This is a genomic window from Bacillus sp. GS3m_15504, assembly GCF_055825275.1.
In genome coordinates, this window is sequence record NZ_JBVVNL010000001.1 from 222,101 (window position 1) to 236,193 (window position 14,093).

At 36.6% G+C, this 14,093-nt stretch carries 16 protein-coding genes; 11 read left to right on the forward strand and 5 right to left on the reverse strand.

The features are described 5' to 3' along the window. The first annotated feature begins 65 nt into the window (after positions 1 to 65). From AC0L0O_RS01315 to AC0L0O_RS01330, 4 genes are all read left to right on the forward strand, one after another. On the forward strand, positions 66 to 263 hold the full coding sequence (locus AC0L0O_RS01315; protein WP_000124489.1) for an alpha/beta-type small acid-soluble spore protein: 198 nt from the start codon (positions 66 to 68) through the stop codon (positions 261 to 263). A gap of 222 nt (positions 264 to 485) precedes the next feature. After that, entirely contained in the window at positions 486 to 2,072 is a 1,587-nt protein-coding gene (gene mbcS, locus AC0L0O_RS01320) for an acyl-CoA synthetase MbcS (protein WP_001982857.1), read from the forward strand. 102 nt (positions 2,073 to 2,174) lie between these two features. Further along, a complete protein-coding gene (locus AC0L0O_RS01325; RefSeq protein ID WP_000600344.1) occupies positions 2,175 to 2,606 on the forward strand; it encodes a VOC family protein in 432 nt (143 codons plus the stop codon). A gap of 69 nt (positions 2,607 to 2,675) precedes the next feature. Continuing rightward, positions 2,676 to 4,244 carry an amidohydrolase gene (locus AC0L0O_RS01330; protein WP_000503969.1) on the forward strand — a complete coding sequence of 523 codons (1,569 nt, stop codon included), beginning with the start codon at positions 2,676 to 2,678 and terminating at the stop codon, positions 4,242 to 4,244. Positions 4,245 to 4,386: 142 nt separating this feature from the next. On the opposite strand, the gene AC0L0O_RS01335 is transcribed toward AC0L0O_RS01330, so the two are convergent. Further along, positions 4,387 to 5,190 carry an NAD kinase gene (locus AC0L0O_RS01335; RefSeq protein WP_000785168.1) on the reverse strand — a complete coding sequence of 268 codons (804 nt, stop codon included), beginning with the start codon at positions 5,188 to 5,190 and terminating at the stop codon, positions 4,387 to 4,389. A 205-nt stretch (positions 5,191 to 5,395) separates the two neighbouring features. Here AC0L0O_RS01335 and AC0L0O_RS01340 point away from each other — a divergent pair, with 205 nt between their 5' ends. The 5 genes from AC0L0O_RS01340 (at position 5,396) to ackA (ending at position 9,756) form a co-directional block, all read left to right on the forward strand. After that, on the forward strand, positions 5,396 to 6,034 hold the full coding sequence (locus tag AC0L0O_RS01340) for a DUF2953 domain-containing protein (protein WP_000620650.1): 639 nt from the start codon (positions 5,396 to 5,398) through the stop codon (positions 6,032 to 6,034). A gap of 12 nt (positions 6,035 to 6,046) precedes the next feature. Continuing rightward, positions 6,047 to 6,442 (forward strand): GerW family sporulation protein, encoded by a 396-nt coding sequence (gene ytfJ / locus AC0L0O_RS01345; protein WP_000350005.1) that lies wholly within the window; start codon positions 6,047 to 6,049, stop codon positions 6,440 to 6,442. A 134-nt stretch (positions 6,443 to 6,576) separates the two neighbouring features. Next, positions 6,577 to 7,077, forward strand: coding sequence for a thiol peroxidase (gene tpx / locus AC0L0O_RS01350; RefSeq protein ID WP_000024528.1), 501 nt, complete (start codon positions 6,577 to 6,579; stop codon positions 7,075 to 7,077). 199 nt (positions 7,078 to 7,276) lie between these two features. Beyond that, positions 7,277 to 8,263 (forward strand): class I SAM-dependent methyltransferase, encoded by a 987-nt coding sequence (locus AC0L0O_RS01355; RefSeq protein ID WP_000084348.1) that lies wholly within the window; start codon positions 7,277 to 7,279, stop codon positions 8,261 to 8,263. 299 nt (positions 8,264 to 8,562) lie between these two features. After that, positions 8,563 to 9,756 carry an acetate kinase gene (gene ackA / locus AC0L0O_RS01360; protein WP_098638781.1) on the forward strand — a complete coding sequence of 398 codons (1,194 nt, stop codon included), beginning with the start codon at positions 8,563 to 8,565 and terminating at the stop codon, positions 9,754 to 9,756. A 49-nt stretch (positions 9,757 to 9,805) separates the two neighbouring features. Here ackA and AC0L0O_RS01365 read toward each other — a convergent pair whose 3' ends face one another. Both AC0L0O_RS01365 and AC0L0O_RS01370 read right to left on the reverse strand, forming a co-directional pair. Beyond that, entirely contained in the window at positions 9,806 to 10,219 is a 414-nt protein-coding gene (locus tag AC0L0O_RS01365) for an NUDIX hydrolase (RefSeq protein ID WP_000283478.1), read from the reverse strand. Positions 10,220 to 10,290: 71 nt separating this feature from the next. Continuing rightward, complete coding sequence (locus AC0L0O_RS01370) at positions 10,291 to 10,926, reverse strand: DUF1796 family putative cysteine peptidase (RefSeq protein WP_001053719.1); 636 nt, start codon at positions 10,924 to 10,926, stop codon at positions 10,291 to 10,293. 137 nt (positions 10,927 to 11,063) lie between these two features. On the opposite strand from AC0L0O_RS01370, the gene AC0L0O_RS01375 reads away from it, so the two are divergent. Beyond that, a complete protein-coding gene (locus AC0L0O_RS01375; protein WP_001256876.1) occupies positions 11,064 to 11,897 on the forward strand; it encodes an EcsC family protein in 834 nt (277 codons plus the stop codon). A gap of 32 nt (positions 11,898 to 11,929) precedes the next feature. Here the strand turns inward: AC0L0O_RS01375 and AC0L0O_RS01380 are convergent, their stop codons facing one another. After that, positions 11,930 to 12,592: a YitT family protein gene (locus tag AC0L0O_RS01380; RefSeq protein WP_001244510.1), complete on the reverse strand. Its 663-nt coding sequence runs from the start codon at positions 12,590 to 12,592 to the stop codon at positions 11,930 to 11,932. Positions 12,593 to 13,448: 856 nt separating this feature from the next. Between AC0L0O_RS01380 and AC0L0O_RS01385 the strand changes: the two genes are divergently transcribed. Continuing rightward, complete coding sequence (locus AC0L0O_RS01385; protein ID WP_000910286.1) at positions 13,449 to 13,658, forward strand: hypothetical protein; 210 nt, start codon at positions 13,449 to 13,451, stop codon at positions 13,656 to 13,658. A 14-nt stretch (positions 13,659 to 13,672) separates the two neighbouring features. Here the strand turns inward: AC0L0O_RS01385 and AC0L0O_RS01390 are convergent, their stop codons facing one another. Continuing rightward, on the reverse strand, positions 13,673 to 13,990 hold the full coding sequence (locus tag AC0L0O_RS01390) for a hypothetical protein (protein ID WP_062922701.1): 318 nt from the start codon (positions 13,988 to 13,990) through the stop codon (positions 13,673 to 13,675). Between the last annotated feature and the right edge of the window lie 103 nt (positions 13,991 to 14,093).

Below are 14,093 nucleotides of genomic sequence, written 5' to 3' on the forward strand. Positions count from 1 at the left end.
TATCTAAAACGTGTATGAAGTCATGTTATTTATCACACTCTATACTCACAAGGAGGTGATATAACATGGCACGTAGCACAAATAAATTAGCGGTTCCTGGTGCTGAATCAGCATTAGACCAAATGAAATACGAAATCGCTCAAGAGTTTGGTGTTCAACTTGGAGCTGATGCAACAGCTCGCGCTAACGGTTCTGTTGGTGGCGAAATCACTAAACGTCTAGTTTCACTAGCTGAGCAACAATTAGGCGGTTACCAAAAATAATCCCATATGATGGCTTAGAAAGAGCGGGTTCTCCCGCTCTTTCTTTTTTATGTTGCGACGTTATTTGTTGGTAAGTCGATATATTTAATTTTTCGTTGATATATTCTAAGTTGTGTTCGATATATTCGACAGAACTAAAAAATTTGTCAAAAGATGAGGGTTCAAAATTGACAGAAAATTCTTTATTATATAAGGGAGGCATAAAGAAAAAGGAGGATGTTTATGAAGAGAGAGGAATTGTTGGCACCACCGTCTTATAATTTAGTTTCTGAAATAGAGAAATATACAGGTGATAAAGAGAAGCTTGCTTTAATTTGGCAAGATGATAAAGGGAATCGACGAGAAGTTACATACGCTGAGTTAATGAAAGGTGCAAATAAAATTGGAAACGCTTTTATAAAGAGTGGTCTGCAAAAAGGGGACAAGCTCCTCATTATGATGCCGCGTTTAATTGAAGCGTACATGACGTATATCGCAGCGATTAAAGCAGGGTTTGTCGTAATTCCGAGTTCGGAAATGTTACGCAAAAAGGATATCGAATATCGCATTGGACACGGGGAAGTAAAAGCAATCGTAAGTTATGAGCCTTACATTGGACAGTTTGATGATATAGAAGCGATGGAATCCCTTCAAAAGTTCGTTCTGAGCGAGCAGTCAGTAGATGGATGGATCAATTTAAAAACAGCGTTAGAAACAGAAAGTGACATGTTAGAAATGGCGAAGACAGATAAAGAAGATATGGTCTTTTTATCTTACACGTCAGGAACGACAGGAAATCCAAAAGGTGTTGTTCATACGCATGCGTGGGCATACGCTCATTTACGTACAAGCGCTCCGAATTGGCTCGGAATTGAAGAGAATGATGTTGTATGGGCAACAGCTAGTCCAGGCTGGCAAAAGTGGATTTGGAGCCCGTTTTTAGCAACTCTAGGCTCGGGGGCAACAGGATTTGTATACCACGGTAAGTTTGAACCAAAAACGTATTTAAATTTATTAGACGATAATAAGGTGAATGTACTTTGTTGTACGCCAACTGAGTATAGATTAATGGCAAAAGTAGAAAATTTAAGCGAGTACAATTTAGAAGCGTTACATAGCGCTGTATCCGCAGGTGAGCCGTTAAATAGAGAAGTCATTGAAACGTTCCAAAAGCACTTTCATATTACAGTGAGAGACGGCTATGGGCAAACGGAAAATACATTGCTTGTTGGTGTAATGAAAGGGATGGATATTAGACCAGGATCAATGGGGAAACCGACGCCAGGCAACCACGTTGATATTGTAGATGAGGAAGGGATGCCAGTAAGGGTAGGCGAAGTTGGTGATATTGCGGTTCATATTGAAACACCAGCCCTCTTTAAACAATACTATAAAGACGATGAGCGCACAGCGATGCAATTCCGCGGTGATTATTATATTACCGGTGATAAAGCAAAGAAAGATGAAGACGGCTATTTCTGGTTTGAAGGGCGCGGTGATGATATTATTATTAGCTCTGGTTATACAATCGGGCCGTTTGAAGTAGAAGATGCGCTCGTAAAGCACCCTTATGTAAGAGAATGTGCGGTTGTCGCAAGTCCTGATGAAATTCGCGGAAGTGTCGTGAAGGCATTTATCGTATTAAGAGAGAATATAGAAAAGAACGAAGAAACATTAATTCCAATACTCCAACAACACGTCAAGAAACTTACTGCACCATATAAATACCCTCGCAAAATTGAATTTGTAGATGAACTACCAAAAACGATTTCTGGAAAAATCCGCCGTATTGAACTTAGAAAACAAGAGATGGAGATTCCGTCAAAATAAATTTGAAAACAGTGAAGGAAATAGTTGAATGAAATGGCAAACAATGATAATATAAAAACGAACACAAGTTCGATTTTATAAATTGAAAAAAGAGGTGTCCGTATGATTTTAGGTATTAATCCGTACTTAGTTTTAGATGGTAGTGGGCAAGAAGCTGTACAGTTTTATAAAGAGGCGTTAGATGCAAAAGTAGAAATCATGCAAACTTTTGGTGATATGCCTGAAAATCCAGAATACCCGGTTCCAGCTGAAGCGAAAGAGCGCGTTTTACACGCTACTTTAAAAGTTGGTAATACGGATCTTATGATTTCTGATACATTCCCAGGTCAAGGGCATGCAATTGGATCTCAAGTAACAATCGCAATTCAAATTAGTAATGCAGAAAAAGCGAAAGAAGTATTCGATAAGTTACAAGAAGGTGGCGAAGTTATTATGCCACTTCAAGAAACGTTCTGGAGCCCAGCATACGGACAAGTAAAAGATAAATTTAATATTGAATGGCAAGTTACAACGTCTACTACTGAACAAAAGTAATGTTTAGAAAAGCACCATGTTTTGAAATGGTGCTTTTTTTTATACAATAAAACAAAGGAGATGAAATATATGGGGGAAATTTGGTATGGCGGCAACATTTACACGATGAGGGAAGAAAATGAAAAAGTAGAAGCTATTTATGTTGAAAATGGCAGGATCGTTGATAATGGAAGGAAAGAAGAGTTAGAAAACCGATATGCTGTGGCTAAATTGCACGATTTAAAAGGCAAAACGATGATTCCAGGCCTCGTTGATAGCCATATGCATCTTATTGGTCACGGGGAGAGATTACTTCGTTTAGATTTATCAAATTGCACATCTTATAGCGAAGTGCTGACTCTCGTTCGGAGGCGAGTAGAAGAAGCGCCGAAAGGTTCTTGGATTATCGGAGAGGGCTGGAATGAAAATAACTTTAAGGATACGAAAGATGTTCACGCAAAAGATTTAGATGCAATTTCAAGAGAACATCCCATTTTATTAAAGCGCGTTTGTCGCCATGTTACATGGGTGAACTCATACATACTGCAAGAAGCGAACATAACAGAAAAGGCAAAAGATCCAAAAGGCGGGAAAGTTGGACGGGACTCATTCAATAAATTAACAGGACTTTTATATGAACAAGGCCAAGAGTTAATCAAACATGTCCAGCCTGAAATTGATGAAGCCTACTTACAAAGAGCTTTGCAAACAGCAATTAAAGACTGCTGGCAATATGGACTCGTTGGCGGGCATACGGAAGATTTAAATTATTACGGTGGATTTAGAAAAACGCATAATGCGTTTTCTCATGTTATAAAAGAAATGCCATTTAAAGCACATTTACTCGTTCACCATGAAGTAGCACATGAACGAAAAGAATATGAAAATGAGCATTATATTGAGTTTGGGGCAATGAAAATTTTTTCAGACGGTTCTTTTGGCGGAAGAACAGCTTTATTAAGTGAACCGTATGAAGATGCGAAGGAAACGAATGGGGTTGCGATTTTCTCACGTGAAGAACTTGCGGAGTTAGTGAAAAAAGCACGAGACTTACATATGCCAGTTGCGATTCATACTATCGGTGACTTATCGCTTGAATATGTCATTGATGCACTTGAATTGTATCCGCCAGCAGAAGGATTACGTGACCGCATTATTCATTGTCAGCTAGCTCGTGAAGAGTTGATTGAAAGAATGAAAAACTTACAAGCCATTATTGATATACAACCAGTCTTTGTTTCATCGGATTTTCCATCAGTCATTGAAAAACTGGGCGAGCAACGTCTTCGTTATGCGTACGCTTGGAAGACGTTACTGGAGGCAGGATTACACTGTAACGGGGGATCAGATGCTCCGATTGAGCAAGTGAATCCGTTTCTAGGCATATATAGCGCTGTTACACGTAGAAGTTTTATTGACGGTGTATGTTATATGCCAGAAGAAAGATTAACGGTATATGAGGCTGTTTCTTTATTTACAACAGGAAGTGCCTATGCAATTGGAAAAGAAGCGAAGCGAGGGCAAATTACAAAAGGATATGAGGCAGACTTTACAATATTAGACCGCGATATTTTTGAAATAGAGGCAGAAGAAATAAAAGAAGTACAGGCAGAAATGACCGTAATAGATGGCCAAGTCGTCTATAGAAAAGATTCATAAAAATATATGAGCGATTATCGGAATATATCGACTTACCGACAAAAATTGACAAGAATATTGCCCAGATAGTGAGAGATTGTTGTCGGGGTAAATAAATAACCGTAGAATTATGGGCCACCATAATTCTACGGTTATTTTAATACTATAAAAACGTTCTCTGTACTTTTTCCCAGAAAGAGTTGTTTTTTAATTTAACTGTTTTAATTTGTTTATCGCTTAAGCGTACAACAGCTTTTTCCACTTGTTTAATGCTAAGCGCTTCGTTATCCATACCGATAACAGGATAATCGTTACCGTCTGGTCTTAGTTTTAAAGTTAATGTACGTTCGTGATTTAAAATGAACGGTGAACCAAGTGTACGATATGTGTTGTTATTTAAAGATGCCAATTCACTTACTTGGAAGCAAGGGATAAGCGGGTCAACAACTGCACCACGTAACGATTTATTGTAAGCTGTACTTCCTGTTGGGGTAGAAACAACTAAACCGTCACCTCTAAAAGTTTCGAAATATAAATCATCAACGTGAACATCTACAACGAACGTTTTAATAATGCTAGAACGTAATGAGAACTCATTTAAACAATGGAAAGATGTGCTACCATCTACATCTACCTCAATTGTTGGATATTTTCGCACTTCAATTTCATTTTTTGTAATTTCTTGAAGGGCTGTATCAACGTGATCAATATGGAAATCGCAGTAGAATGAAATTTCGTCTTTCGTAGAAATCCCTGCGTATAAGCAATCTTCCCTAAAACCAGTTTTACGAACGGCTTGTAAGAAAGTTGCATCATCTCCAACACTGACGATAGCGTTTGCATTTTTTGGATGATCTAATATGGTGAATCCATTCTCTTCTAAAATACGATAGATTGGTTTCATTTTTTCAACGAGCTTTGCTTTGTCATCACCATAAAAGAAAAATAAATTGCGACGATCTGCCATTATGTATCCCTCCACTGCAGTTAAATTTTCTATGCTTCGTGCTACATATCATTAGAGTCCGTTCTCTGACGATATGTTCAAATAATATATTTCGATATAAATTGTCAAAATACCTTTTTATTTTTAGAAAAATTTTTATATTCAATCTTATGAAACGCTGTTTAATGATGAATAAAGTTGTCGATAATGGGTACGGAGTGAAAGGATGATACGTATGAAGTGGCTCGTAATTGGAATAATAATTCTTCTCCTTTTTATTTTGTTTATACTATTGTCGAAAATAAAGCTTAAAGTGACATTTTTATATTCAGAAATGGAAAAGCAATGTTTGCTTCAAGTGAAAATATGGATGATTCGATATACATTTGATGTGTTGGAAAGAATTGAGAAACAGCAGAAGAAAACAGGACAAAAAATTGAAAAGGCTGAAGAGGACGGCGGACTAGACAATAAAATTATGGCACAACTTGATAGTATGGGGGAACTGATAAAAAAGCTTCAAGAAGTTCATACTATTGTTAAAGATTTTCTCAAACGAGTGAAAATCAATGGTTGGAAATGGCATACACAAATTGGAGCAGGCGACGCAGCTAGTACTGGAATTGTCACAGGATATGCATGGGGGACAAAAGGAATGGCTGCTGGCGTTGTAGGACAATATATGCATATTGTCGATGTACCAGAATTTGAAATTACTCCTGTTTTTCAAGGGAAAGGGTTTGCGTCAAGATGTGAGTTAACAGCATCTTTTCGTATATTCCGTACTATAAAAACAGCAGTGAAATTACTCGTGTTTATGAGAAGACAAAGATCTGGTACGACAGAAAAATCTGTTCAAGCATAGGGGGGATATAGAATGGACCATCCAATTCAAGGTTTAATGACAACTGCAATGCAGCATTTAAAACAAATGACTGATGTAAATACAATTGTGGGCGATCCAATTAAAGCGGCAGATGGAAGTGTAATTCTTACCGTATCGAAAGTTAGCTTCGGATTTGCTGCTGGTGGAAGTGAATTTGGTAAAGTAGAACATTCAGGCCGCCATCCATTTGGTGGGGGAAGCGGTGGAGGAGTTTCTATTAATCCTGTTGCTTTTCTTGTTATAAATGGAGAAGGCGTAAAAGTGTTACACTTAGATAAGCAAACACACGTCATCGATAAAATAATTGAATTAGCGCCACAAGCTGTTGATAAAGTGAAAGAAATGATGGATAAACGAAAAGAAGACGATCCTGAATTTCAAATTTAACGAATAAAGAAGCTGATCAATGGATTAGCTTCTTTAATTTTTTTGTAAATAAAGCGATTTTATTTGCATTATCGATAGGGACAAATTATCATTTACATTGTACATATTTTGTTTAAATAAGGGAGGATTTTCAAGTGGCAAACGTAACTTTTAAAGGTAACCCAATGACTTTAGTTGGAACAGAAGTTAAAGTTGGCGATCAAGCGCCAAACTTCCAAGTGTTAGCAAATGACTTATCTCCAGTAAGTTTAGAGACATACAAAGGCGAAGTAAAATTAATTAGTGTTGTACCTTCAATCGACACAGGTGTATGTGATGCACAAACACGTCGTTTTAACCAAGATGCAGCAGGTATTGAAAACGCGAAAGTATTAACAATTAGCGCTGACTTACCATTCGCTCAAAAACGCTGGTGTGCAGCAAACGGTTTAGAAAATGTTGTTACACTTTCTGACCACCGTGACCTTTCATTCGGTGAAGCTTACGGCTTAGTAATGAAAGAGCTTCGTTTACTTGCTCGTGCAGTATTCGTAGTAGATAGCAATGACAAAGTAGTTTACGTAGAATACGTAAGCGAAGGTACAAGCCATCCAAACTATGAAGCAGCATTAGAAGCAGCTAAAGCTGCAAAGTAATGTGAAGGAAGATGACCTCTTTGTAAGAAAGAGGTCATCTTCTCTCATGTATTGCTATGGAACCGATATATGAGAGAAGATGCTACATCATATATCACTTAAAAGGGAGCTCTTAAAAAGAGGTCGCTTTTTCTTTTGGGAAAAAATTAGATTATGGTATGATATAAGTTATGTGTAAAAGAGAGAAGGAGGAATGTACGTGAGTCAGACAGTAGAAACATTATTTTCTATTTTTGATTCTTCTGCGGTAGTTTTACGTAAAGAATTAGATGTAACATATTTAGAGGCGCTTGTAGAAACAGGTGATAACTTGTTTGAAGGAGCGATTTTACAAGAGGAATTATCCGAAGCAGCAATTGAAAGGCTGAATCGTGAATATAGTACGTTTAATGAAGAAACATATAAAGGTGAAGAAATTCGTAAAGCATTTCAGTTAGCCATCTTAAAAGGAATGAAAGAAGGCGTACAAGCGAATCACGAAATGACGCCTGATGCAGTTGGTATGTTCATGAGCTACTTATTCCATAAATTTATGCAAGGTCAAAATGAAATTACTGTGTTAGACCCTGCTATTGGAACAGGAAACTTAATGACTACAGTGTTTAACAGCGCTAAAGAAGGACTAACAATGAGTGGATTTGGTGTAGAAGTGGATGAAGTGCTAATTAAACTTGCTTTAGTAAATGCGAATTTACAAAAGCACGCAATCGAATTCTTCCATCAAGATGGACTAGCACCGCTTTATATCGATCCAGTTGATGCAGTTATTTCAGACTTACCGATTGGTTACTATCCAAATGAAATCGGTGCAAGTGAATATAAGTTAAAAGCAGATGAAGGAATGTCGTATGCACATCACCTATTTATTGAACAAAGTGTGAAACATACGAAAGAAGGCGGATACTTATTCTTCCTAGTACCGAACTTCATTTTTGAAAGTGATCAAGCACCGAAATTACATGCATTTATTAAAGAAACATGTTTTATCCAAGGCTTATTACAGCTACCTGTTTCCATGTTTAAAAACGAGAAAAATGCAAAAAGTATATTTGTTCTCCAAAAGAAAGGCCCTAGTGTAACGATGCCAAAACAGGCGTTATTAGTGGAGTTACCTAAATTCTCCAACATGAAGGCGATGGAGGACATTATGGACCAATTAAATACTTGGTTTGCAACGCATAAATAAGGTTAGGTATATGTAACAGGGTTAGTAATTCATGTAGTACAGTTTTATATGATATGTCATATTTTTAAATATATACAAGATTTAACTGAATTTTTTTGAAATCTGTAATATATTTTTTTTCTTGGTGTTACAATTTTTTCACTTGAAATATATGTCGTACGATGTTTAAATTAAAATCGTGAGTATAAAATTTGCTAATGATGAAACGTTTTCATATTTAGTAAATTTGATCAGATAAAATCGAGCGGTTTGTGGAAACATCCACACAACTACCAAGAGAAAAAGGGGCGAAAGACTAGATGTCAAAAATCATCGCGATTAACGCAGGAAGCTCTTCCTTAAAATTCCAATTATTTGAAATGCCAAGTGAAACAGTATTAACAAAAGGTTTAGTAGAACGTATCGGTTTAGAAGATAGTATCTTCACTATTACTGTAGATGGCGAAAAACAAAAAGAAATTACAAACATTCCAGATCATGCAGTAGCAGTTAATATGCTTCTTAAAAAATTAACTGAAAACGGAATCGTTAAATCTCTAGATGAGATTGGCGGTATCGGTCACCGTGTTGTTCACGGCGGCGAAAAATTTGCTGACTCTGTTCTAATTACTGATGAAGTATTAGCTGATATCGAAGAATTAAGCGATTTAGCACCACTTCATAACCCAGCAAACGTTGTTGGTATTAAAGCATTCCAAGAAGTATTACCAAACGTACCAGCAGTAGCAGTATTCGATACAGCATTCCACCAAACAATGCCGGAATCTGCATTCCTATACAGCTTACCGTATGAGTACTACGAAAAGTTCGGTATCCGTAAGTACGGTTTCCACGGAACTTCTCATAAATATGTAACTGAGCGTGCGGCTGAACTATTAGGTCGTCCACTTGAGAGCTTAAGCTTACTTTCTTGTCACTTAGGTAACGGTGCAAGTATCGCAGCAGTAGAAGGCGGTAAATCTATCGATACTTCTATGGGCTTCACTCCACTTGCTGGTGTAACAATGGGTACACGTTCTGGTAACATTGACCCTGCGTTAATTCCATACATCATGGAAAAAACAGGCCAAACAGTAGAAGAAGTAGTTAGCGTATTAAACAAGAAGAGTGGTATGTTAGGTCTTACTGGTTACTCTAGTGACCTACGTGACATCATTGCGAAAGAAGAAGAAGGCGACCACCGTGCGAAAGTAGCACTTGATGTATTCGTAAGCCGTATCCACAAATACATCGGTTCTTACACTGCTCGTATGAAAGGTGTAGACGCAATCATCTTCACAGCTGGTGTAGGTGAAAACAGTGCGATTATTCGTGAACGCGTATTAGAAGGCCTTGAGTACATGGGCGTATACTTCGATGCAAAACGCAATAACGTATTCGGTGAGGAAGCATTCATCAACTTCCCACACTCTCCAGTAAAAATTATTGTAATTCCAACTGACGAAGAAGTTATGATCGCTCGTGACGTACTACGTCTTGGGGATATTGGTTAATATACTATATGAAAAGAAAGACGAGATCCTATAGGATTTCGTCTTTTTTCTATTGGAGATAGTTCAAAATTCCATCTGGATAGAGTACTTTTTTCTTCTGAATGAATGCTGTCAGGGGAATCCATTTCGCATACGATACTGTTTGCTCATCTTGTATATTCAGTAATTCCATTCCATATAGTGATGTGTCTAATAAGCGTAAAGAATATAGTTGAATGATTTCATGAGCAATTTCTCCATTAAGATGAAAGATGTTTTCTAAGCAACCTACATAATCGGTAATTTCCACTTCTGTATGAAGCTCTTCTTGAAATTCACGAATAACAGTATGTGCGGATTTTTCACCAAGTTCAATTGAACCACCAAGAGGTCGGTAATATGTTTCATCGCCTGTATGATATTCTTGTACGAGAAGGCGACTGTCATGTATAGCAAGACCGAAAGCTTTTGCACGTGGATACATATACAACCACTCCTTATTTATTTTGTATAAGGATGATTATAATGTGTTTTGTAATAAAAGGTGTCGTATATTTAAGAATGTGGTCGAATTGTGATCCCATCAAATAAGTCATTCCAAAATACTTCATTGTACTGATATACATCCATAATAGGGCATTTTATAACGCAAATATGCTGTAATCCCCAATCTTCTTCCACAACATTAGGTACATCCGCAGGAATCAGTAACAGAACGGAGAATTTATGTTTGACTATTTGAGATAAAATGTGTTCCAAGGAACGTGCTTCTTCGTATGTCCCTCCAGTTCGAATAAACAATATGGATTCTGCCGTCTCAATTGTTGTTAGAAAACGATTAATTCGGTGCTCATAATTTAGCTTGATTTCTGTATAAGAAGGCCAAGAAGTTGGTGTGTTTACATCTGTTTTAAAGTCATGACAGGAGTCGATTTCATAAAGATTGTCCCTTAGTCTTAATTTCGCATCATCATCCCAAAATGAGATGAAGGATAAATTTTCGAACTGTAAAAAACGGTCAAATCGATTTTGTAATAATACATTCACTTTTTCTAGTGAGGGGCTTAGCATAAAATCAATAACGCCAAAAAAGGGTGATAATTCGAATTGATATAACGCCCAAGCAGGCCAGCAGTTTTGTCCTAAGCTAAATACTGCATGATACTCTTTTTTTATATCGGATAGATTCATGTGATTCATCTCATCCTTTTTGTTACTATTTTATGCTACTCGAAAATGGTATGTGAATAAAGATAGACAAGCATATTTGCAAAGAATAAGCGGAAGTATGTTACAATAGAAAAAAATCGAACGAGGTGGTTGTTACGATGCGATCGAAGCGAGAACAAGCCATTTTAGACAGTATAAAAGAATGGGAATCGCAATTAGTTGAGCAAGAAGCGACCGATTTTCAAAGAATGTTTGATAAATGGGTACATACTACAATTGCGAAATTACCTGAGAAAAAACGAAAAGATTTCTTTACGAAAGCAGATGGATGGCTCTTTCATTTGCATGCATTGATTCAAAGTTCACAATCACAGTTAGAGGCGCGTAATCGTATTTTAGGAACATCGAGATTATTTAATGAATCGATTGAGCAACTAGAAGATTTAAAAGCATTATCTATCGATCAATTAACATACATAGCAGAGCAGCAAACAGCTCGTCATCGTCTATATTCATTCGTACAAGGCGGAGCAACGGGGGCTGGAGGTTTATTATTATTAACGGCTGATTTTCCGGTTATGATTGCGTTAAATGTGAAGGCTGTCCAACTTATTGCAACATCATTTGGACATGATGTGAACAAGCCTTATGAAATGATGCTTGCGTTAAAGGTATTTCATGCGTCATTACTACCAGGAAGACTTCAGCAATACGCTTGGTACAATTTACTGCAAGAGCTAGAACAAGAAGATTCCTTCTTCTACGAAGGAGACGAAGCGGTGTTACAACCAGCTTCTACTGAAATCATCTTAAAACAAATTTTGAAAACATTCTCGATTTATGCTCTTCGTCGTAAATTATTCCAAGGTATTCCGGTAATTGGAATGGCGATCGGGTCTACAGTGAATTATCGTTTAACAAGAAACGTTACTGAATTTGCAAATAGATTTTATCAAGTGCGCCACATAGTCGAGAAGGAAAAAAGAGCATAAAAAAAAGCGAGAGGCCGAGGCCTTTCGCTTTTTTAATTTGTTGCATGCTTTTTGGACATTGGAATAGATACTGGTTGCTTTTCTTCTGCTTTTTCTGTTTTTGGATAATAAATTAAATCCAATGTTTTTGCCTGTACGGCAATCGAAAGAATAGTAAAAGCAATTTCTGTCCAATTTAAATAATATAATGAAAGCGCAAGAACAATCGCGTCAAAGACGAAGAAAATTTGCCCAATTGTAAAACGTGTTTTTTTACTTAATACAATTGTTAAAATATCGTCTCCGCCGGTTGCACCGCCAAATCGCAATATAAAACCGAGTCCAATACCAGCTAACGCACCGCCAACTACTGCAGCTATAAATAAATTGTTTGATAAATCGACCGTAAATGGAGAATAATTTTCCATAAGAGAATAAAATACTCCGAATGAAATTGAACCTAAGAATGAATAGCCAACCATTTTTCTACCTAAAAATGAAGCACACAGTAAAATAATTGGGATATCCATAATTACAGTTGAAATAGATGGTGAAATATCATAAAAATTTTGGATGAATAGTGCAATACCTACAAAGCCACCTTCTGTTAAGTGGTTTTGGAAGTGAATGTGATATAGCGCTGCTGCTAAAATAAATGAACCGATTAAAACCATAAAAATTTCTTTAATAATTTGTCGACTTTGGATGTTCCTCATCGTTATTCCTTCTTTCCGTAGTTAGTAGTCCTTTTTGTGTTGTAAACTAACTACGAGCTCACATGTAGCTTTCAGTTAGTTTACGAAAAAACTAACTACGCTATATGTCGCTGAAGAAATAACGAATAATCCTCTCGTCCATCAATTCTCCCTACCTTCGTTTTAGTTTAAGTCTTAAAACGACTAAACAAAACGTGGAGTAGGATTCTTCATTTAGCAATCCTGCTCTTCTTTGTTTTGTTTAGCTAGTAACAATTAAGTCCTAAACAAAACGCTATGTGTAAGAAGAGTCTTTTTTTTGCCAAATTATCCTTCGGGCAATCATAATTTCCCCACTCTCGTATTTTTTTCGCTAGACTAAAGTATCTGAGCTGGAAAATACGCTACGTGTATGATTCGTCAATACGATGCCACATGCTCCTTCGAGCGATCATGATATCAAAATCCCTTCCTTCAAGATTTATATTATTATATCATACTTTCAAAAAATGTATGCGGATGGAAACCGACAATAACCGGAGGAAATCTACAAAAATTGTTATGTTTAAATATTTTTGTAGAAAAGCCTAAGTTATTTTGGAGAATTGGACAGTTTTTAACGGTTTGTCCAATAAGTAAGAAAAAATGGGCTTTATTCAGTTGTATCTTTTTCCCCACTTTTATCTTTAAAAAACGCATCCCAGCTAATCACACTTAAAAAAGTTAAAGCGATAATAACGAAAGCGCGCATAAGTTTTTAAGGCCTCCTTTTGTACATAGTATATGAATGATTCAATTCGGAATGTGTCATTTTTTTACAAGTCTTAACTATTATGAGAGTATATTAATATAGATAGATGAAAGAGGAAGTGAAGATATGCTAAAAGACATGTTCAAAAGAAAAGAATTAACATGTGTTATATGTCAGAAAAAGATTGAATATGAAGAAGAGCTAGTTGCTTTTGTAAAGTTACCGAAAGAGAGAAGTATATTAGTTGGCCCGTTTGATGTATGTTTAGCGAAAACAGCCCAAGAGATATATTGTAAATCGTGTTACGACAAAAAAAGCATGACCCAAAATAATTGAGGGGCATGCTTTTTTCATTGGTGTGCTTTTCCCTCAGATACGTTTTGAGTGAGTCGATACCAAAGCCAAAGATCATTAATGATGGAGGCAAGATCGGCAATTTCTGAATTCAGTTTGCAAGAAATTTCAAAGTCTTCTTCGTGATTTAAATGATGCTGTTTTGCATTAATATAATGTTCGATTTCTTTTATACGATCAGGAATCTTTCCGCGAACTTGTTCCCATTTTAATAAAATTGCATGCTGCATTTTTTCGGGGATATCCTCCCAGTCTTCTTGTAAATGCGGAATTTCAATTCCTAGATGTTCATCGTATAAGAAATACTTTTTCATAAGTTCACCCCCGTTTTCCTGCTTATATTGTACAAAAAAACAGAAAGAAGTTCGACGAAATTGTTTGAAAAAATTTGAAAATGGCTCTTGATACATTTTGTAA